Annotated in this window: 19 protein-coding genes and 1 pseudogene; 14 read left to right on the forward strand and 6 right to left on the reverse strand. The window is 70.8% G+C overall.

Annotation, left to right across the window (positions count from 1 at the left end; translation table 11 throughout):
* Positions 1-232 precede the first annotated feature (232 nt).
* Positions 233-736, forward strand: coding sequence for a glycine-rich domain-containing protein (locus tag ACLJT4_RS26010; RefSeq protein WP_411125698.1), 504 nt, complete (start codon positions 233-235; stop codon positions 734-736).
* Between the two features lie 316 nt (positions 737-1,052).
* Here the strand turns inward: ACLJT4_RS26010 and ACLJT4_RS26015 are convergent, their stop codons facing one another.
* Complete coding sequence (locus ACLJT4_RS26015) at positions 1,053-1,313, reverse strand: GntR family transcriptional regulator (protein ID WP_037633282.1); 261 nt, start codon at positions 1,311-1,313, stop codon at positions 1,053-1,055.
* 172 nt (positions 1,314-1,485) lie between these two features.
* Here ACLJT4_RS26015 and ACLJT4_RS26020 point away from each other — a divergent pair, with 172 nt between their 5' ends.
* Together ACLJT4_RS26020 and ACLJT4_RS26025 are read left to right on the forward strand one after the other, a co-directional pair.
* Entirely contained in the window at positions 1,486-1,809 is a 324-nt protein-coding gene (locus ACLJT4_RS26020) for a hypothetical protein (protein ID WP_411125701.1), read from the forward strand.
* A gap of 372 nt (positions 1,810-2,181) precedes the next feature.
* Positions 2,182-2,763: a TetR family transcriptional regulator gene (locus tag ACLJT4_RS26025; protein WP_411125703.1), complete on the forward strand. Its 582-nt coding sequence runs from the start codon at positions 2,182-2,184 to the stop codon at positions 2,761-2,763.
* A gap of 152 nt (positions 2,764-2,915) precedes the next feature.
* Here ACLJT4_RS26025 and ACLJT4_RS26030 read toward each other — a convergent pair whose 3' ends face one another.
* A complete protein-coding gene (locus ACLJT4_RS26030) occupies positions 2,916-4,298 on the reverse strand; it encodes a glycine--tRNA ligase (protein ID WP_411125705.1) in 1,383 nt (460 codons plus the stop codon).
* A 222-nt stretch (positions 4,299-4,520) separates the two neighbouring features.
* On the opposite strand from ACLJT4_RS26030, the gene ACLJT4_RS26035 reads away from it, so the two are divergent.
* The 5 genes and pseudogenes from ACLJT4_RS26035 to ACLJT4_RS26055 form a co-directional block, all read left to right on the forward strand.
* Positions 4,521-5,483 carry a metal ABC transporter substrate-binding protein gene (locus ACLJT4_RS26035; RefSeq protein ID WP_411125707.1) on the forward strand — a complete coding sequence of 321 codons (963 nt, stop codon included), beginning with the start codon at positions 4,521-4,523 and terminating at the stop codon, positions 5,481-5,483.
* Positions 5,484-5,589: 106 nt separating this feature from the next.
* A complete protein-coding gene (locus ACLJT4_RS26040) occupies positions 5,590-6,414 on the forward strand; it encodes a metal ABC transporter ATP-binding protein (protein ID WP_038519369.1) in 825 nt (274 codons plus the stop codon).
* Positions 6,415-6,426: 12 nt separating this feature from the next.
* On the forward strand, positions 6,427-7,320 hold the full coding sequence (locus ACLJT4_RS26045) for a metal ABC transporter permease (RefSeq protein ID WP_411125709.1): 894 nt from the start codon (positions 6,427-6,429) through the stop codon (positions 7,318-7,320).
* A 175-nt stretch (positions 7,321-7,495) separates the two neighbouring features.
* Entirely contained in the window at positions 7,496-7,972 is a 477-nt protein-coding gene (locus ACLJT4_RS26050; protein WP_411125711.1) for a Fur family transcriptional regulator, read from the forward strand.
* 21 nt (positions 7,973-7,993) lie between these two features.
* Positions 7,994-8,359, forward strand: a pseudogene (locus tag ACLJT4_RS26055) (amidohydrolase family protein); the annotation flags it as partial.
* A 141-nt stretch (positions 8,360-8,500) separates the two neighbouring features.
* On the opposite strand, the gene ACLJT4_RS26060 reads toward ACLJT4_RS26055, so the two are convergent.
* The gene (locus ACLJT4_RS26060) at positions 8,501-9,319 is read right to left on the reverse strand and encodes an isoprenyl transferase (RefSeq protein WP_037636610.1); all 819 of its coding nucleotides are present in this window, start codon (positions 9,317-9,319) and stop codon (positions 8,501-8,503) included.
* A 77-nt stretch (positions 9,320-9,396) separates the two neighbouring features.
* Entirely contained in the window at positions 9,397-10,143 is a 747-nt protein-coding gene (recO, locus tag ACLJT4_RS26065) for a DNA repair protein RecO (protein ID WP_016575343.1), read from the reverse strand.
* Between the two features lie 630 nt (positions 10,144-10,773).
* On the opposite strand from recO, the gene ACLJT4_RS26070 reads away from it, so the two are divergent.
* Genes ACLJT4_RS26070 through ACLJT4_RS26095 form a run of 6 tightly spaced genes read left to right on the forward strand, consistent with a single transcriptional unit; the run spans position 10,774 to position 16,218 of the window.
* Entirely contained in the window at positions 10,774-12,252 is a 1,479-nt protein-coding gene (locus ACLJT4_RS26070; protein ID WP_411125714.1) for an ATP-binding protein, read from the forward strand.
* A complete protein-coding gene (locus tag ACLJT4_RS26075; protein ID WP_016575341.1) occupies positions 12,249-12,677 on the forward strand; it encodes a roadblock/LC7 domain-containing protein in 429 nt (142 codons plus the stop codon). The genes ACLJT4_RS26070 and ACLJT4_RS26075 overlap by 4 nt, the downstream gene beginning before the upstream one ends.
* Positions 12,674-13,036, forward strand: coding sequence for a DUF742 domain-containing protein (locus ACLJT4_RS26080; protein ID WP_016575340.1), 363 nt, complete (start codon positions 12,674-12,676; stop codon positions 13,034-13,036). The genes ACLJT4_RS26075 and ACLJT4_RS26080 overlap by 4 nt, the downstream gene beginning before the upstream one ends.
* A 22-nt stretch (positions 13,037-13,058) precedes the next feature.
* Positions 13,059-13,643 (forward strand): GTP-binding protein, encoded by a 585-nt coding sequence (locus ACLJT4_RS26085; RefSeq protein ID WP_233661938.1) that lies wholly within the window; start codon positions 13,059-13,061, stop codon positions 13,641-13,643.
* Positions 13,640-15,070 carry a cytochrome P450 gene (locus ACLJT4_RS26090; RefSeq protein ID WP_411125717.1) on the forward strand — a complete coding sequence of 477 codons (1,431 nt, stop codon included), beginning with the start codon at positions 13,640-13,642 and terminating at the stop codon, positions 15,068-15,070. The genes ACLJT4_RS26085 and ACLJT4_RS26090 overlap by 4 nt, the downstream gene beginning before the upstream one ends.
* Positions 14,986-16,218 (forward strand): cytochrome P450 family protein, encoded by a 1,233-nt coding sequence (locus ACLJT4_RS26095; protein WP_411125719.1) that lies wholly within the window; start codon positions 14,986-14,988, stop codon positions 16,216-16,218. The genes ACLJT4_RS26090 and ACLJT4_RS26095 overlap by 85 nt, the downstream gene beginning before the upstream one ends.
* Positions 16,219-16,366: 148 nt before the next feature.
* Here the strand turns inward: ACLJT4_RS26095 and ACLJT4_RS26100 are convergent, their stop codons facing one another.
* Both ACLJT4_RS26100 and leuA read right to left on the reverse strand, forming a co-directional pair.
* A complete protein-coding gene (locus tag ACLJT4_RS26100; protein WP_016578229.1) occupies positions 16,367-17,086 on the reverse strand; it encodes a TerB family tellurite resistance protein in 720 nt (239 codons plus the stop codon).
* 276 nt (positions 17,087-17,362) lie between these two features.
* The gene (gene leuA, locus ACLJT4_RS26105; protein ID WP_016573759.1) at positions 17,363-19,120 is read right to left on the reverse strand and encodes a 2-isopropylmalate synthase; all 1,758 of its coding nucleotides are present in this window, start codon (positions 19,118-19,120) and stop codon (positions 17,363-17,365) included.
* Positions 19,121-19,400 lie beyond the last annotated feature (280 nt).

The raw sequence follows: 19,400 nt of genomic DNA on the forward strand, positions 1-19,400 counted from the left end.
GTCGCGGCGGGTGGCATGTTCGTCGGCGGCATCCCCGGACTGCGCTCGGAGTAGTGAGCGCGAAGCGGTCGCCCAGCACCGAGCGGTCCTGAGTGACGGTCGCGAGTTCCTGCCCCTGCCTTCCTGAAAGTGCGGGTTGGCAGGGGCGGGCTCCACCACCGCACTAGGGAAAGGCGCAAGGCGCGTCTCTGGTCGCCAAGCCTGGACAGCGATCACGACCAGAGACGGCCCCATGCACGACACACTCAACGAGAGGCCGTACATGAACACGGTAAGCGCGTTAGTCAGTGAGGCGTCCCTCATGGGCGTCGTCAACACGGTGAAGGACAACAATCCCGGCATGGAACTTGGCCTTGCCGAACGGATCGTCGCGGAGGGGCTGAAGTTCGTAGCCGCCTGCTCCCGCTTTCCCCGCGACGGCCTGGCACCGTCCCGAGTGGTTGACGAAGGCTGGCACGGGCTCATCCTCCACACCAAGGTGTACGCGGATCTGTGCGAGCAACTGGGCGGAGACTTCGTGCACCACTTCCCCGGCTGGGACCCGATGAACTACGACCCCAGCGTCCTAGAGCGCACCCGCGACAGGATCCGGCAGTGCGGCTACAGCGTCGATGACGAACTGTGGGGGCCGCCTGTCAGTGCCAGCGCTCCCCTCGTGTCCGTGGCGGCAAACTGCCAGCACTCAACAGAATGTGCCATCAAACCGATGCCCACACCCCAAGATCCCCGAGAGTGAACCCTCTTAGCTGTCCGGCCGATTGGGCGTAGGTTGGGCGGTGGATTGGAGGCTCCATGACTGAGTGGATCAACCCTCGGTACGCATCGCTCGTACGATCGTGGCGCGACGCCCAGACGCAAGCAGGCGATGAAGGTGTCACGACACCCCGACGGGGGTTCATCTGGCCGGGAAGTGAAGCCCCGGAAGCGCCGCCGGCGAGTGGCGACGAGTAGCCAGGCTCTCAGTTCCCGTAGCTGGATGCGCCCCTGTGGTGGGGGCGGGTTGGAAGCCCCCGCTCACACCAGGGCGGGGGCTTCCATGCACCCCGGCCCGTCTACGTGTCGCCCTTGCCGCTGCGGTCGCGGACGTACGTCCCTCGTTGCGGGACGGTGAAGACATGACCTTCCTCGCGCAAGAAGCGCACCGCGTTGCGCACGGTCTCCCGGGCCACGCCGAAGCGCTGCACTAGAGATGCTTCGGAGGGAATCCGCCGGTTCACGGCCAAGGTGCCGCTTTCAATGTCAGCGATGATCGCTGCCGCGATTTGCTGGTAGACTGGCGTGGGGGATTCGTGATCAACCTCAGATGCAGCCATAGAGCCACAGTAGACATCCAGCCATGTCTCCACCCGATGGCATACGTCTATCTACTGAGGTAGACGAAGGTAGACCAGTGCCTTACCGTCAAACACGAAAACGCCCCGACAGACCGATTAGGCCCGGTCCGTCGGGGCTTGCCGAAACAGCTACACAGGAGCTGAAACGACCATGCGCGATGCTATCGCCCGTGCCCTGGTGTGCATGCTGGGGTTGCTGCTGCCCGCCCGAGGACGACACGCAGCAGCACCCACCACCGAACCGGGCACCGAACCCGCACCCGTGAACCCGTGGTCCCGCCCCTGGACCGGGCCAACCAAAGAAGAAGCTGCCGAGTTCTTCCGACAGCAAGCCGAGTGCACGCTAGAGCTGGGTGTGATCCGGGAGCGGCGGCGCGCGGCAGTGCTCGCCACCATGGGCACGGACTACCCGTACAGCTACCCCGGCGCCCCGTTCCCAGCGTCCTCGTTTGCCGCCGAGGGGAGCGCCGCATGAGCTGGCACCGTCAACGCTTCCCGCTCGTACCACCAGAGCGAGCCGTGAACTGCTGCCGCTGCGGGCAACCAACGCGGGTCCCTGTCCCCGTACGCCATGTTCCCCGCGCAAGCGGACCCGACGTGATGATCTACGCCTGCCCCAACTGCGCCGTGCACCTCGTGCCCGGCCCCCTGCCTGGCGAACTGAAGTAGCCCTCCGCCCCACCAGCCCCGTCCGGGCTATCTCCGGACGGGGCTCTATCAGGCCCATCACAGAAGTACCCGTTATGAGCTTCGGGAAGCCGACAACGTGGGAAGCCAGCCAAGCGCAGCGACCCGGTACCGTCCATAGGGAGCCGCCCCCCATACCCCGAAAGGTCGGACCGACCCCATGCCACCCGAGACGTTGACGCCCGAGCGGATCCTCGAAGCCACCGAGGAGGTGCTGCGCCGGTATGGGCCGGCGAAGGCCACGGTCGTGGACGTGGCGCGGGCGCTGGGGGTGAGCCACGGCAGCGTGTACCGGCACTTCCGGACGAAGACGGCGCTGCGGGAGGCGGTCACGGCGCGTTGGCTGGACCGGACGAGCGAGGCGTTGGCGGGTGTGGTGGCGGACGCGGGGCCGGCCGAGGAGCGGTTGGGGCGTTGGCTCGCCACGCTCTTCGAGGCCAAGCGGCACAAGGCCGGGGACGATCCCGAACTCTTCGCCACGTACATGACGTTGATCGGGGAGAGCGGTGGTGTGGTGGACCGGCATGTCACCGCTCTCGAAGGCCAGTTGGCGAAGATCATCGAGGCGGGGGCGGCGGAAGGGGCCTTTCACGCGCCGGCGCCGGCCGTCTCCGCGCATGCCGTGTTCGCGGCCACCAGCCGCTTCCATGACCCGTGTTACTCCGCGGAGTGGTTCCGGCCGGAGATCACCGACGACTTCGAGGCGGTCCGCGACCTCGTGCTGCGCGGTTTGCGGGGGTAGCGCGTCACGGGGCGACGGCTCGCCCGGGTGGGCGGCACGACGCCGGCCGGCTCCCGATTCCTCGGGGGCCGGCCGGCGTTGGTGTGTGCGCCGCGCGGAGCGGGCGGGTGCCCGCGGCCGGCCGTTCGCCGGTCGGGCCGCGGGCCGCGGGGTCAGCAGCCGAGGAGGCGGCTGCCCAGGTAGGACTGGATCTGGTCGAGGCTGACGCGCTCCTGCTTCATGGTGTCGCGCTCGCGCACCGTGACCGCGTTGTCGTCGAGGGTGTCGAAGTCGACGGTGACGCAGAACGGGGTGCCGATCTCGTCCTGGCGGCGGTAGCGGCGGCCGATGGCGCCCGCGTCGTCGAACTCGATGTTCCAGAACTTGCGGAGGTCCGCGGCGAGCCCCTTGGCCTTCGGGGAGAGCTGCGGGTTGCGGGAGAGCGGCAGGACCGCGACCTTCACCGGGGACAGGCGCGGGTCGAGGCGCAGCACCGTGCGCTTCTCCAGCTTGCCCTTGGCGTTCGGCGCCTCGTCCTCGGTGTAGGCGTCGAGGAGGAAGGCGAGCATGGCGCGGCCGACGCCGGCCGCGGGCTCGATGACGAACGGGGTGTAGCGCTCGCCGGCCTCCTGGTCGAAGTAGGAGAGGTCCTGGCCGGACGCCTTGGCGTGCGAGGCAAGGTCGTAGTCGGTGCGGTTGGCGACGCCCTCCAGCTCGCCCCACTCCGAGCCGCCGAACTGGAAGCGGTACTCGATGTCAGCGGTGCGCTTGGAGTAGTGGGAGAGCTTCTCCTTGGGGTGCTCGTACCAGCGGACGTTCTCCTCGCGGAGACCGAGGTCGCGGTACCAGTTCCAGCGCTGCTCCATCCAGTACTCGTGCCACTGCTCGTCCTCGCCCGGCTTGACGAAGAACTCCATCTCCATCTGCTCGAACTCGCGGGTCCGGAAGATGAAGTTGCCCGGGGTGATCTCGTTCCGGAAGGACTTGCCCATCTGGGCGATGCCGAACGGCGGCTTCTTGCGGGAGGTCTGCTGGACCTGCGCGAAGTTGGTGAAGATGCCCTGGGCGGTCTCGGGACGCAGGTACGCGACGGAGGCGGTGTCCTGCGACGGGCCGAGGTGGGTGGAGAGCAGGCCGGAGAACTGCTTGGGCTCGGTGAAGCCGCCCTTGTTGCCGCAGTGCGGGCAGTTGATGTCGGCGAGGCCGTTCTCGGGGAGCTTGCCGTGCTTGGCCTCGTACGCCTCCTCCAGGTGGTCGGCGCGGAAGCGCTTGTGGCAGGAGGTGCACTCGGTGAGCGGGTCGGTGAAGGTGGCGACGTGGCCGGACGCCTGCCACACCTCGGGGGCCAGGATCACCGACGAGTCGATGCCGACGACGTCCTCACGGGAGGTGACCATGGCGCGCCACCACTGGCGCTTGAGGTTCTCCTTGAGCTCGACGCCGAGGGGACCGTAGTCCCAGGCAGCGCGCGAGCCGCCGTAGATCTCACTGCAGGGGTAGACGAAGCCACGGCGCTTGCTCAGGCTGACGATGGTATCGATCTTGTCGGCGGCCACGGTGCTCTCTTCAGTACGACGTCGGACAGTGGATAGGAGGGCGCGAAGCGCCTCACTCAAGCGTGGTGATCAGGAGACGGCTGGGCGAATAGTTCAGGGTAGCGGCGGGCGTACCCCGCGGACCAAATCGATTCCGGATCGCTTCCGGCCGGTTGTCTTCGCCCTGTGACCTGGCGCGCACTTTGTTGACAATCATTTCCAGCTTTGTTGAAAATGAGTGTCATGAACGTACGCCCGCACATATCCACCGCAGCCGTCGCCGGAGCCGCGGTTCTCGGCCTGCTGGCCCTGTCCGCCTGTTCCCCCACCACCTCCGGGCGCACCGACGACGGGAAGCTGAAGGTGACGGCGTCGTTCTACCCGATGCAGTTCCTCGCCCAGCAGATCGGCGGGTCACACGTCGAGGTGTCCAACCTCACCGAGCCCGGCGTGGAGCCGCACGACCTGGAGCTCACCCCCCAGCAGACCGGGCACCTCAGCCAGGCCGGCGCGATCGTCTACCTCAAGGGCCTGCAGCCCGCCGTGGACAACGCGATCGCCCAGTCCGGCGTCAAGCACATCGCCGACGCGGCGAAGCTGACCCCCATGGAGGTGCACGGCCCCGAGGTGGACGGGCACCACCACACCACCGGCGACAACCATTCGCACTCCGAGTCCGAGCCCGGCCAGGATCCGCACATCTGGCTGGATCCGTTGAAGTTCGCCCAGGTGGCGAAGGGCGTGAACACGACCCTCGCGGCGGCCGACCCCCAGCACAAGGCCGACTACCAGAAGAACACCGACGTCCTGGTGAAGAAGCTGGACGCGCTGAACACGGAGTTCGTCAACGGCCTGAAGAACCGCGCCTCGGACACCTTCATCACCACCCACGCGGCCTTCGGCTACCTCGCCGAGCGCTACGGCCTGACCGAGGAGGCGATCAGCGGCCTGGACCCGGAGTCCGAGCCCAGCGCCAACCGGATCAAGGAACTGCACACGCTCGCCCAGACCCACCACGTGTCCACGGTGTTCTTCGAGACGCTGGCCAACCCGGCCACGGCCAAGACTCTCGCCGGCGACCTGCACCTGAAGACCGACGTGCTGGACCCGCTGGAGGGCATCACCAAAAAGTCCCGCGGCACGGACTACTTCTCGGTGCAGCGCGCCAACCTCACCGCGCTGCAGAAGGCGCTCGGCACCAAGTGACCGGCACCCGCCCGCGCCCTGCGCACCACGTGCCCGCCGGGCACCCGGCGCGGCACACCCCGCACACCCCGCACACCAGGACGCACCGCACGACGGAGGTCACCAGATGAAGGACACCGGCCAGCCCGTCATAGCCCGAGAGGCCGCCGAGCGGCCCGCCGGGGACCGCTCGGCGGTCATCGAGCTGCGCGGGGCGACCGCGTCGCTGGGCGCCCGACCGGTGCTCCGCGGAGTCGACCTGACCGTGCGGTCCGGCGAGGTCGTCGCGCTGCTCGGTGCCAACGGCTCGGGCAAGTCCACCGCCGTCCGCTCGGTGATCGGCCAGGTGCCGCTGACCGGCGGCGACCTGGCGCTGTTCGGCACGCCGTTCCGCCGCTTCAAGGACTGGGCCCGGATCGGCTACGTGCCGCAGCGGACCACGGCGGCCGGCGGGGTGCCGGCCACCGTCCGCGAGGTGGTCACGGCCGGCCGGCTGGCCCGGACGAAGCTGGGCCTGCTCCGCAAGGCCGACCGCAGCGCGGTGCACCACGCACTGGAGCTGGTCGGGATGGCGGACCGGGCCAAGGACTCCGTCAACGCCCTGTCGGGCGGGCAGCACCAACGGGTCCTGATCGCCCGTGCGCTGGCCGGGGAACCCGACCTGCTGATCATGGACGAGCCGATGGCCGGCGTGGACCTGGCGAGCCAGGAGGTACTGGCCTCGGCCCTGCGCGAGCAGGTCGGCCACGGCGCCACGGTGCTGCTGGTGCTGCACGAACTGGGCCCGTTGGAGCCGCTGATCGACCGCGCGGTGGTGCTGCGGGACGGCTGCGTCGTCCACGACGGTCCGCCGCCCGAGGCGGTGGGGCAGCACGCCCTGCCCGGCCACGACCACGTCCACCCGCACGCCGACGCCGCCGCGGAACCGCTCCGCACCGGCCTGCTGAGCTAGGGGCCCGCCACCATGGAAATGCTCTCCTTCCCCTTCATGCAGCGGGCGTTGATCGCCGCCCTGATCGTCGGCATCACCGCACCCGCCATCGGCATCTATCTCGTCCAGCGCCGCCAGGCCCTGATGGGCGACGGCATCGGCCACGTCGCCCTGACCGGTGTCGGCCTGGGCTTCCTGCTCAACACCAGCCCGGTCTGGGTCGCCACCGCGGTCGCGGTGCTGGGCTCGGTGGTGATGGAGCTGATCCGCTGGTACGGCAAGACCCGCGGCGACCTGGCGCTGGCCATGCTGTTCTACGGCGGCATGGCGGGCGGCGTGATGCTGATGAACCTCTCGGACGCCGGCTCCAGCGCCAACCTGGGGACGTACCTGTTCGGGTCGATCACCACCGTCTCGCCGCAGGACATGACGACGATCTACGTGCTGGCCGCACTGGTGCTGGCGATCACCGTGGGGCTGCGCCGCCAACTGTTCGCGGTCTGCCAGGACGAGGAGTTCGCCCGGGTCACCGGGCTACCGGTGCGGTTGCTCAACCTCCTGGTCGCGGTGACCGCCGCGGTCACCGTCACGGTCGCCATGCGGGTGGTCGGCCTGCTGCTGGTCAGCGCGCTGATGGTGATCCCGGTCGCGGCCGCGCAGCAGATCAGCCGGAGCTTCGCGGTGACCTTCGTGACCGCGCTGGCGATCGGCATGGTGGTGACCCTCACCGGCACCACCGCCTCCTACTACGTCGACGTGCCGTCCGGCGCGACCATCGTGCTGTTCGCCATCGCGCTGTTCGTGGTCTTCACGGCGGTGGCCGCCCCGCTGGCCCGGCGGCGCGCCGGAGCGCCCGCGGCGGCCGGCGAGGGGTGCACCCTGGAGGTACCGGGCAGCCGCACCGCGCAGGACGACGTCCGGGTGTGACGGTCGGCGCGGGCCGAGGCGCCGCCGGGCGCAACGGCGTTGCGGACGAACGGGAAGCGTCGGAACCGCTGGCCGGGCGGTGCGTGTGGGACCGCCCGGCCGAGGGATACATAGAGGAGTACATGTAAGCGCCAAACAGGGCTTCCGGTCATCACCTGGCACAATGGCCAAACGCATGCGCGGGAGAAGTCCTGACGTCCTAAGGGAGGCAACGGTGGCGACGAGCGCGGGATCTCCGGTCCGCGGCCGGTCGACGCGGCAGCGCACCGCGGTTTCGGCCGCACTCGACGAGGTCAACGAGTTCCGCAGCGCACAGGAGCTCCATGACATGCTCAAGCACCGGGGCGACTCGGTCGGGTTGACCACCGTCTACCGGACGTTGCAGTCCCTCGCCGACGCCGGCGAGGTCGACGTGCTGCGCACCAGCGACGGCGAGGCCGTCTACCGCCGGTGCAGCAGCGACGACCATCACCACCACCTGGTGTGCCGCGGCTGCGGCACGGCCGTCGAGGTGGAGGGCCCCGCGGTGGAGAAGTGGGCCGACCAGATCGCCGCCGAGCACGGCTTCCGCGACGTGGCACACACCGTCGAGATCTTCGGGACGTGCGGGGAGTGCGCAACCAAGGCGGAGGCGGGCGGCCAGGGCGCCTGACGGCCCCGGCCGGCGCCCTGGCCCACCGCCACCCACGCCATCGGCGACGCCGCCGTCCGGCACGTACTGGACGCCGTCGAACAGGCCCGGCGCGCCGACCCCAACGGGGTGCGGCACCGCATCGAACACATCGAGACGGTGCCCGACGACACCCTGCGCCGCTTCGCCGAACTCGGCGTGCTGGCGTCCATGCAGCCCACCCACTGCTGCGACTTCACCCGCGCCGACCACACCGACAACTGGTCCCGCCGGCTCGGTGAGGAGCGCGCCGGCCGCGCCTGGCGCTGCCGCGACCTGACCGACGCCGGCGCCACCGCGGTCCTCGGCTCCGACTGGCCGATCGCCCCCTACCCGCCGCTGGGCGTGATGGCCGGCGCCCGCCACCGACCTGCCCCGGCTGCCGGTCCTACTCACCGCGACCGGAGCCTGTGAGCGGGCCCGGACGGGTCCCCGGAAACGGCGGACGGGCCGCCTCCCCGTGGGGAGGCGGCCCGTCCGCCGTGCACGGCCCGTCGCGCGGGCCCGGGCTCAGGTCGCCTGCTCGCCGTCTTCCAGTGGCGCCGCGCCGAAGCGGCGGTCCCGCTTGGCGTACTCGAAGCACGCGTCCCACAGGTTCCGGCGGTCGAAGTCCGGCCACAGGATGTCCTGGAACACCATCTCGGCGTAGGCGCTCTGCCAGATCAGGTAGTTCGAGGTGCGCTGCTCACCGGACGGCCGGACGAACAGGTCCACATCGGGCATGTCCGGGTAGTACATGTACTTCGCCACGGTCTTCTCGTTGACCTTGGACGGGTCCAGCTTCCCGGCCCGGACGTCCGCCGCGATGGCCGCCGCGGCGTCCGCGATCTCCGCCCGACCGCCGTAATTCACGCAGAAATACAGCGTCATCGCGTCATTGTTCTTGGTCTGCTCCTGGGCGACCTGGAGCTCCTGGACCACGGACTTCCACAGCTTCGGCATCCGGCCGACCCACCGGATGCGGATGCCCAGCGCATCCATCTCGTCCCGGCGCCGCCGGATGACGTCCCGGTTGAAGTTCATCAGGAAGCGGACCTCGTCCGGCGAGCGCTTCCAGTTCTCGGTGGAGAAGGCGTAGAGCGAGAGGTTCTTCACCCCCATCTCGATGCAGCCCTTGAGGACGTCCAGGACGACGCCCTCGCCGACCTTGTGGCCCTCCGTGCGCGGCAGCCCGCGCTCCTTGGCCCACCGCCCGTTGCCGTCCATCACGACGGCGACGTGGTTCGGCACGAGCTCGCCGGGGATCCTCGGCGGACGCGCGCCCGAGGGATGCGGCTCGGGCGTCTGGTACTCACGTCGGTTGCGCCCCAGAATCCCGCGTACTGCCATGCGCCCCACGTCTCCTATGCAATCTCGATGGACGGTGTGTTCACGACGTCGTCGTGGCCGGTCGGTCGTGCCCGGCGCTACTTCTCCACGTAGCGCAGGGACCGCAGACCGCGCTCCAGGTGCCAGTGCAGATACGCCGCGACGAGGCCGCTGCCCTCGCGGACGTGCCGGGCCTCGCAGGCGTCCGCGGTCTCCCAGTCGCCGGTCAGCAGCGCGCCCAGGAGGCCGATGGCCTCTGAGGAGGGTACGACGCTTCCGGGCACCCGGCAGTCACCGCACACCACGCCACCCGACGCCACCGAGAAGAACCGGTTCGGACCAGGCATTCCGCACCGCGCGCAGGCGTCGAAGCTCGGCGCGTAGCCGTTCACCGCCAGCGAGCGCAGCAGGAACGCGTCCAGCACCAGGTGCGGGGCGTGCTCGCCGTTGGCCAGCGTCCGCAGCCCCCCGACCAGCAGCAGGTACTGCTGGACGGCCGGCTCGCCCTCGTGGTCGGTGAACCGCTCGGCGGTCTCCAGCATGGCCGTGCCGGCGGTGTAGCGGGCGTAGTCGGTGACGATCGCGCCACCGTACGCGGCGATCGTCTCGCTCTGCGTGCACAGCGGCAGCCCGCGCCCGATCAGCTCCCCGCCGCGCGCGAAGAACTGCACGTCCACGTGGGAGAACGGCTCCAGACGGGCCCCGAACTTCGACTTCGTCCGCCGCACGCCCCGCGCCACGGCCCGCACCCGGCCGTTGCCGCGGGTGAGCAGGGTGATGATCCGGTCCGCCTCCCCCAGCTTCTGGGTGCGCAGCACGATGCCGTCGTCGCGGAACAGAGTCATGCCGCCATTCTCCCGCACCTACCGGACACCCCGTCCCGCACCCCGACGCCCCTCCGGGGCCACGGCCCGCAGCGCGCGAGCGTGCGGAATGTCACTGCGCGGCACGCGGCGCTTTCCGGGCGGCCCGCCACTCACGGTGCGCGGCGGGCGTGTGACGCTTCGGAATCGGGCCGGGCGACGGGGCGGCGGGCGTCCCTCCGCTCACGCGAGGCGGGGCCGCCTACCGCCGCGACCGACGGCCGACCGCTCGGCGGCTTTAGTGACGACTCGTCAATTTCCTTGCAGAGATGGCGGAGTGGCGTGAAGGAGCGCCACGGGACGATCGCGCCGCCACGCGCGCCGTCGCTTCGAAAGGCCGCAATGACGGTCGATATGCGGTGACCTGACCGCGTTTCATCCGCGTCGCATCCACACCATCTCCACAACCCCTCTGCAGGGCTCCGGATGACGGGGCCTCATCACGCTACCCACCGGTCATCAACGCCTCAATGCGACCTTCCACACTTCTCCGTCCTCGCACGTCAAGGACCCTCACGGCGTGTCGAGCGACAGGTAGCATCCGGTGATGTTCGGCGGCACGCCAGCCGTAGCGGCCGAGACATCCCCGTCAGTCCCCAAACGAGGATCTCGATGACATCCATACCGCAGGCGCTGTTGTGGTGCCTCAGCGCAGGTACGGTCGCCGCCGTCGTGCTGGCGGCGCTCCTGGTCCGCGTGCGCAAGGAGCGTGCCGGCCTCAGAGCCCGACTGACCGCCGCCGAGGAACACAGCAGCGCCACACTCCACGGCAACACGGAGCTGTCGGCCAGGCTGCGGGCCACCGAGGCCGAGGTGCGGCACCTGGCCGAGGCCCGACTGCCCGACCTGACCCTGGCGCTGGCCCACCCGCACGTCCCGGTGCGCGGTCTGCTCGACAAACGGTTCGGCGGGTCGGAGACCGACGAGGCGCTGGACGCCGTCATGGCGCAGGTCAGCGAGGCCATCACCAAGGAACGGACCCGGGTCGACGCGGCGGCGCAGTCCACGCTGCGCGGCGCCACCACCACGATCCAGGCACTGCTGTACCAGGTGCAGACGTCGCTACAGGCGATGCAGCACAAGTACGACGACCCGCAGATCGCGCAGGACCTGCTCGACGCGGACTTCCTCAACGAGCAGGCGCTGCGCCGCGTCCAGGCCACCGGCGTGGTCTGCGGCGCCTGGCCGGGGCTGACCCGCGAGGACTCCTACCTCGCCGAGCTGGTGGTAGGCGCCACCTCACGGCTGCGCGGCTACGAGCGGGTGCAGGTCAGCAACCAGCTGCGGGACCCGGTCGCCGTGGTGGCGCGGGCCGTCGAGCCGATCGCGATCACCGTCACCGAGCTGCTCGCCAACGCACTGCACCACTCGCACCGGGAGCTGCCGGTCACCGTCACGCTCCAGCAGGGCAACCGCGGCGCCTCGGTGATCATCGACGACTACGGCGTCGGCATGCACGACGACGAGCTCAAGCACGCGATGGAGCTGCTGGCCAGCAACGACGGGCTGCTGCTGACGCAGTTGGGCGACCCGCCCCGGTCCGGTTTCGCGGCGGCCGGCCAACTGGTGCGGCAGTACGGCTTCGGCGTGCACGTGGAGCCCTCGCCGTACGGCGGCGTGCGGGCCGTCGTCTACATCCCGGGCGACCCGCTGCTGACCGTCCTCGACGAGGGCGCCCGGCCGATCTCGGTGATGGCGCCGATGCCGCACCGGGCCCCCGGCGGGCCCCGGGACCGGGCCGCGGTGCCGTCCGCGATGCCGACCGGAGCGAGCGCGCCGGCCACCCCCGCGGGTGCCGTGCCGACGCCGCGGCCCGCCGCCGAGGCGCACGCCGTGCCCGTCCAGCCGGCCCCGGCCCGACCGGACGCCGAGCCCGCACCGCAGCCGCCGGTCGAGGGCGAGTTGCCGCGCCGGCGCCGGCGCCGGCCGCAGGCCGAGCAGCAGCCCGAGTCGCACGCCGACACGCTCAACCTGCGCTCCCCGGAGGAGACCGGATCCCGCTGGGCGGCGCTCCAGCGCGGCACCGAATCCGGGCGGGCCGCAGCCCATTCAGAACCCCCGCGCAGTCCCGAAGGGAACGCCCAGTCATGAACAGCCCCACCCGTCGCCGTGTCACCGAGGACAAGTCCTGGGTGCTGGCTCCCCTCTTGGAGCTGCCGCATGTCGTGCACGCCGCCGTCATCTCCGGCGACGGCTTCATCGAGGGCGCCTCGCCGGGCCTGTCGCGGGAGGCCGCCGAGGGCGTCGCGGCGATGATGTCGGCGCTCCAGGGCGCGGGGCGCGCGGTGACCGCGGCGTTCACCGAGCAGGACGACGCCCGGCTGCGGCAGACCGTCATCGAGTCCGACGAAGGTTTCGTTTTCGCGATCCCGGCCGGCGAGAACACCTGCCTGGCCGTCTTCGCCGATCCGGAGGTGAACATGGGAGTCGTCGCGCACCACATGCAGATCCAGGTGACGACCCTGGGCAAGAAGGTCATGAACAGCCCGGCTCGGGACACCGGTAGCCACGCATGACGCCGCGCCAGAGCAGCGGACGACGCCTCGTACCGGCCTACCTGGCGACCGGCGGGCGTGCCCGACCGAGCCGCAACACGTTGGACCGGCTGACCGTGCTGATCGGCGTCGACATGCCGATCACCAGTGAGGTACGCCCCGAAGAGCACCGGATCCTGGAGCTGCTCCAGCCCGGTGCGCTGACTCTGGCCGAGGTGGCCGCCCACCTTCACCTGCCCGTGAGCGTGGTGAAGGTGCTGGTCGCCGACCTCGTCGATGCCGGGCGCCTGCACGCCCGAGTCCCCATACCCGAAGCCGAGCAATTCGACCGGCAGATCCTGGAGAGGGTTCTCGATGGACTCCGCTCTCTCAAGTCCTAGCCCCGGCGCCGGGACCGGCAACATGTACCTCCGCGGCGAGGACCAGACCCTGGTCAAGCTGCTGGTCGCCGGGCCCTTCGGGGTCGGCAAGACCACGCTGATCCGGGCGCTCTCGGAAACCCCGCCGCTGCACACCGAAGAGGTGATGACGCAGTCCGGCGCGATGGTCGACGACCTCGCCGGGGTGCGCGACAAGACCACCACCACCGTCGCCATCGACTTCGGGCGGCTGACGCTCCCCGGCGACCTGGTGCTGTACCTGTTCGGCACGCCCGGCCAGAAGCGCTTCCGCCCGCTGTGGCAGGACATCGCCCGCGGCGCGCTGGGCGCCCTGGTCCTCGCCGACACCCGCCGACTGGCGGACTCGTTCGAGGTGATGGACATCGTGGAGGAGGCCGGACTGCGCTACGCGGTCGCGGTCAACACCTTCCCCGACGCCCCGCAGTACGACGTGGAGAAGATGCGCGAGGCGCTCGACCTGCACCCGGACACCCCGCTGGTGCTGTGCGACGCCCGGGACCGGGAACAGTCAGTCGACGCGCTGATCGCACTGGTCCGCCACGTCCTGGACCACACGCCCCAGCCCGAGGAGAACCCGATCCCGTGACTTCCCCGTACGAGCCGGGCGCCGCCCCACCGCCGTCGTCCTGCCCCGGGCAGGCCGTCCCGCCGTCGGAGGCCGCCGCCCCACCGCCGGGCTGTCCGGCGCACGCGGGGCCGCCGCGGGCCGCGGCGCACCCGGAAGCGCACGCCCCGGTGAAGCTGTACGGACCGGACTTCGCCGCCGACCCGCACCGCATCTACGCGCGGCTGCGGCAGTACGGGGCGGTGGCGCCGGTGGAGATCGCGCCCGAGGTGCCGGCGCTGCTGGTGACCGACTACCGGGCGGCGCTGGAGCTGCTGAACGACGACGCGACCTGGTCCAAGGACTCCCGGGCCTGGATGCAGACCGTCCCGGCGGACTCGCCGGTCATGCCGATGCTGCACTGGCGGCCGAACGTCTTCTACAGCGACGGGCCGGCGCACGTCCGCTACCGGGACGCCATCGTCGACAGCTTCAAGCTGGTCGAGCCGCACGAGCTGCGGGCGCGGGTGCACCACGCGGCGGACACCCTGATCCGGCGGTTCGGTGACCACGGTGAGGCGGACCTGATCGCGGACTACGCGCGGCTGATCCCGCTGCTGATGTTCAACACCCTCTTCGGGCTGCCCGACTCCTACAGCGACCGGCTGATCGCGGCGATCGCGGGGATGCTGGAGGGCAATTCGCCGGAGGAGGCGACGGCCGCCAACGAGGCGTACACGCAGTACATCATGGAGCTGGTCGGCGCGAAGAAGGCGCAGCGCGGGCCGGACCTCACGTCGTGGATGATGGACCACGCCAACGACCTGAGCGACGAGGAACTGATCCACAACATCATCCTCGTGATGGGCGCCGGCAACGAGCCGCTGGCCAACCTCATCGGCAACGCGCTCGCCCGCATGCTGTCGGACGACCGCTACTACAACACCGTCTCCGGTGGCGCGCTGACCGTCCACGACGCCATCAACGAGGTGCTGTGGAACGACCCGCCGATGGCCAACTACTCCGCCCACTTCCCGGTCCGGGACGTGTTCTTCCACGGCACCTGGGTGCGCGCCGGGCAACTGGTGATGGTCTCCTACGCCGCGGCCAACAGCCAGTTCGACACCACCGGGGCCCACGGCCCGGGGTCGGGCAGCGGCTCGCACCTGGCGTGGGCGGCGGGGCCGCACGCCTGCCCGGTGAAGCGGCACGCGCTGCTGATCGCGATCACCGCCATCGAGCGGCTCACCGCCTGGCTCTCGGACATCGAACTCGCCGTCGCCCCGGCGGAGTTGACGTGGCGCAACGGCGCCTTCCACCGTGCCCTGGCCGCGCTCCCGGCCCGTTTCACCCCCATCACCCCGGACCAGGCAGGAGCCACGCCATGGCAGAACAGCGACCGCAGCCCGTCGTCATCGACCCGGCCGGCACCGACATCCACGGCGAAGGAGACCGCCTCCGCGCACTAGGCCCGGCGGCCCGGATCGAGCTGCCCGGTGGCATCCAGGCGTGGGGCGTGACCGGTCACGCCCTGCTCAAGGAGCTGCTCACCGACGACCGGATCTCGAAGAACCCGCGGGACCACTGGCCCGAGTGGCAGCGCCCGGAGATCCGCGGCAGTTGGCTGCAGTCGTGGATCGGCGTGACGAACATGTTCACCGCCTACGGCCCCGACCACCGCCGGCTGCGGAAGCTGATCGCCCCGGCGTTCACCGCCCGCCGCACGGACGCGATGGTGCCGCGGGTGACCCAGATCGTCGGCGACCTGCTGGACGGGCTCGCGGCGCGGCCGGCCGGCGAGGTCGTCGACCTGCGGGAGTCCTTCAACCACCCGCTGCCGATGCAGGTGATCTGCGAGCTGTTCGGCTACCCGGAGGGCGCGCCGCGGGGCGAACTGGCCCGGGTCGTCTCCGAGATCATGGACACCACGGCCACCCCGGAGCAGGCCACGGCGACGCAGGTGGCGGTGGCCGAGCTGCTCGGTGCGCTGGTCGCGACCAAGCGCGCGCAGCCCGCGGACGACCTGACCAGCCTGCTGGTCGCGGCCCGGGACGACGAGGGCCAGGGGATGACCGAGCGGGAGCTGCTGGACACCCTGCTGCTGGTGATCGGCGCCGGCCACGAGACGACCGTGGACCTGCTGGGCAACGCGGTGTTCGCGCTGCTGACCCATCCCGAGCAGCTGAAGCTGGTGCGGGACGGCGCCGTGTCGTGGCACGACGTCATCGAGGAGACCCTGCGCTGGACGCCGAGCATCGCGAGCCTGCCGCTGCGGTTCGCGGTTCAGGACGTGGCGCTGCCGCACGGCGAGGTGATCCGCAGGGGCGAGGCGCTGCTGCCGATGTACGCGGCGGCGGGCCGGGACCCCGAGCAGCACGGCCCGGCGGCCGCGACGTTCGACGTCCAGCGGGCGAGCCAGGACCACTTGGCGTTCGGCCACGGGGTGCACCACTGCATCGGTGCGCCGCTGGCCCGGCTGGAGGCGCGGACCGCGCTGCCGGCGCTCTTCGAGCGGTTCCCGGACATGCGTCTCGCGGTGCCGGCCGAGGAGTTGCAGCCGGCGGGCGGGTTCATCGCGGGTGGACTGGCGAGCCTGCCGGTGCGGCTGACGGCCTGAGCCGCACGTGGGCATGCGGCCCCGCCGCCGGTTGCGACCGGTGGCGGGGCCGTCGTGGTGCCGGGCGGCGCCCGGGGGCGGGGCGCCGCCGTGGGCCGGGGGCTTCGAACGCGGGCCGGGGGCCCGTCCGGTGGGTCGGGGGCGGGGCCTAGCCGCGGTAGCGGGACGAACGGGCCGCGGCGAGGAGCAGCCGGTCGACGTCCTCGGGGCGGAGCGTCAGGGCGGCGCCGGCGGTGCTGAGCACCTCCCGCTCGGCGGGGGTGCACGGGCCGTCGGCGAGGGCGATCCGGGCGGCCTGGAGGAGCAGCGACTCCCGCCCGGCGGGGGCGAGGTGCGGGGCGAGCGGCTCCAGCGCCTCGTGGAGCTCTATGGCCAGCGCGGTGCCGCACGGGTCGAGGCCCTGGTGTCCGCAGTGGTCGCCGGTGGCCGCCTCGTAGGTGCCGGTCATCCGACCGGTGTCGGCGGCGAGCGCGGCGAGCAGGGTGAGCAGTTGGTCCTCGGTGCAGTCGGCGGAGCCGGCCGCGCGGACCGCGGTGACCGCGGCGTCGCGGACCGTGCGGGAGGCCGTGCCGCCGGCCGCCAACAGGGCCAGGGTCAGGGTGTGGACGGCGTCCCGGAGCATCGTGGAGAGTCGGACGGTGGTCGGGTGGTCGAGGGCGTCGAGCCCGAAGCGGCCGCGGCAGGCGGAGCATTCGAGGACCGGGCCGGCGTCACCGCGGGCGAGGACGGGGACGCCGAGGACGTGGAGGCGGCGTCGGCCGGTGCGGCGGAGGTAGTTGCGGTCGCCGCCGCAGTCGGGACAGAAGAACTCGCCGTCGGCGACGGTCCGCCACGAGGTGCGCACCCCCACCACACGTACGTTGCGCATCACGTCAGCCCTCCGTCATTCCCCCACGGCCGCTGGGGCATGGGTGGGGGTGCCCCTCAGCGGCAGCTGGGAGAGAGCCCCCTTCGGCTCCGTTGCCGTTCGTTACGTGATGTTAGCCACATCGATGACGTGTCGTCAGCACCTCGTATCGGACAACGGGCCGGCGGCTGGCCGGATGCGGGCGGGAATGCGTACGGAATGTGTACGGATGCGCGCGGCCCCGCCGTTCCGGCGTGCGGAGCGGCGGGGCCGTGCGGGAGACGGGGCGGGTGGGCGTCAGCGCGCCGAGCGGTTGACGGCGGAGACCACGGCCTTGAGGGAGGCGCGGGTGGTGTTGGCGTCGATGCCGATGCCCCACAGCACCTTGCCGTCGATGGCGCACTCGATGTACGAGGCGGCCTGCGCGGAGGCGCCCTCGCTCATGGTGTGCTCCTGGTAGTCCAGCAGGCGGGCGTCGATGCCCAGGCCGGACAGCGCGTCGAAGAACGCGGAGATCGGACCGTTGCCGGAGCCCGTCAGGACGGTCTCGACGCCGTCCACCTCCGCCTCGACGGTGAGGGTGTCCACGCCGTCCTTGTCGGTGGTGGTCTGCCCGGTCCTGACCTGGATGCGGCCCCACGGGTTCTGCGGGTTGGGCAGGTACTCGTCCCGGAAGGTGTCCCAGATGGCCTTCGGGGTGACCTCGCCGCCCTCGGCGTCGGTCTTCTCCTGGATGATCCGGGAGAACTCGATCTGCATCCGGCGCGGCAGGTCCAGCTTGTGGTCGTTCTTCAGGACGTAGGCGATGCCGCCCTTGCCGGACTGCGAGTTGACCCGGATGACGGCCTCGTAGGAGCGGCCGACGTCCTTGGGGTCGATGGGCAGGTACGGCACCGCCCACTCGATGTCGTCGACGGTCTTGCCCTGGGCGGCCGCGTCGGCCTCCAGCGCGTCGAAGCCCTTCTTGATGGCGTCCTGGTGGGAGCCGGAGAAGGCGGTGTAGACCAGGTCGCCCGCGTAGGGGTGGCGCGGGTGGACCTCCATCTGGTTGCAGTACTCGCTGGTGCGGCGGATCTCGTCGATCTGCGAGAAGTCGATCTGCGGGTCGACGCCCTGCGAGAAGAGGTTCATGCCCAGCGTCACCAGGTCGACGTTGCCGGTGCGCTCGCCCTGACCGAACAGGCAGCCCTCGACGCGGTCGGCGCCGGCCATCACGGCCAGTTCGGCGGCGGCCACGGCCGTGCCGCGGTCGTTGTGCGGGTGCGTGGACAGGCAGACGAACTCGCGCCGGCTCAGGTTGCGGCTCATCCACTCGAAGCGGTCGGCGTGCGTGGACGGGGTCGAACGCTCCACGGTGGCCGGCAGGTTGAGGATGATCTCGCGGCCCGCCTCGGGCTGCCAGACGTCCATGACCGCCTCGCAGACCTCCAGCGCGAAGTCCAGCTCGGTGTCGGTGAAGATCTCCGGGCTGTACTGGTAGCCGAAGGCCGTCTCGTCGCCCAGCAGTTTGTCGGCGTACTCCATCACCAGCCGGGTGCCGTCCACCGCGATCTGCTTGACCTGCTCCTTCGAGCCGCGGAAGACGACCCGGCGGAAGGTGGGGGCGGTGGCGTTGTAGAGGTGGACGGTGGCGCGGGGGGCGCCGCGCAGCGCCTCGACGGTCCGCTCGATCAGCTCCTCCCGGGCCTGCGTCAGCACCGAGATGGTGACGTCGTCCGGGATCGCGCCCTCTTCGATGATCGACCGGACGAAGGCGAAGTCGGTCTCGCCGGACGACGGGAAGCCGACCTCGATCTCCTTGTAGCCCAGGCGTACCAGCAGGTCGAACATCTCGCGCTTGCGGGCCGGCGACATCGGGTCGATCAGCGCCTGGTTGCCGTCGCGCAGGTCGGTGGAGAGCCAGCGGGGCGCCTTGGTGATCCGCTTCGCCGGCCAGGTGCGCGCGGAGAGGTCCACGGCCTCGAACGGGCGGTACTTGTGGATCGGCATCCCGGACGACGTCTGGGCGTGCGTGGCGTTGGTGATCGGAGTGGGGCGGCCGACAGGCTGCGACATTGCGTAGGGCTCCTCGGGGAGTTCCGTGTGACGGCCGACAGTCGAACGCAGCACCAGATCCCGCGGGGAGGGGGTCGGCCTACGACTACAGGCCCTCGCCGCGGCAGCTAAGGAGAAGCAGCCCGAAACGCATGATGGACAGCACCGTAGCCGAGGCACCGAAGATCCGCAGTCGCGTATCAGTATGCGGGACCGTGCGGACGTAGAGGCAAAAATGCGACCAACCACACGTTTTCGGGAACTTCGGCCGCTGGCAGTGACAGACGCATTACACAGTGCC

The organism is Streptomyces sp. x-19, assembly GCF_046549115.1.
Classification (GTDB): domain Bacteria; phylum Actinomycetota; class Actinomycetes; order Streptomycetales; family Streptomycetaceae; genus Streptomyces; species Streptomyces albulus_C.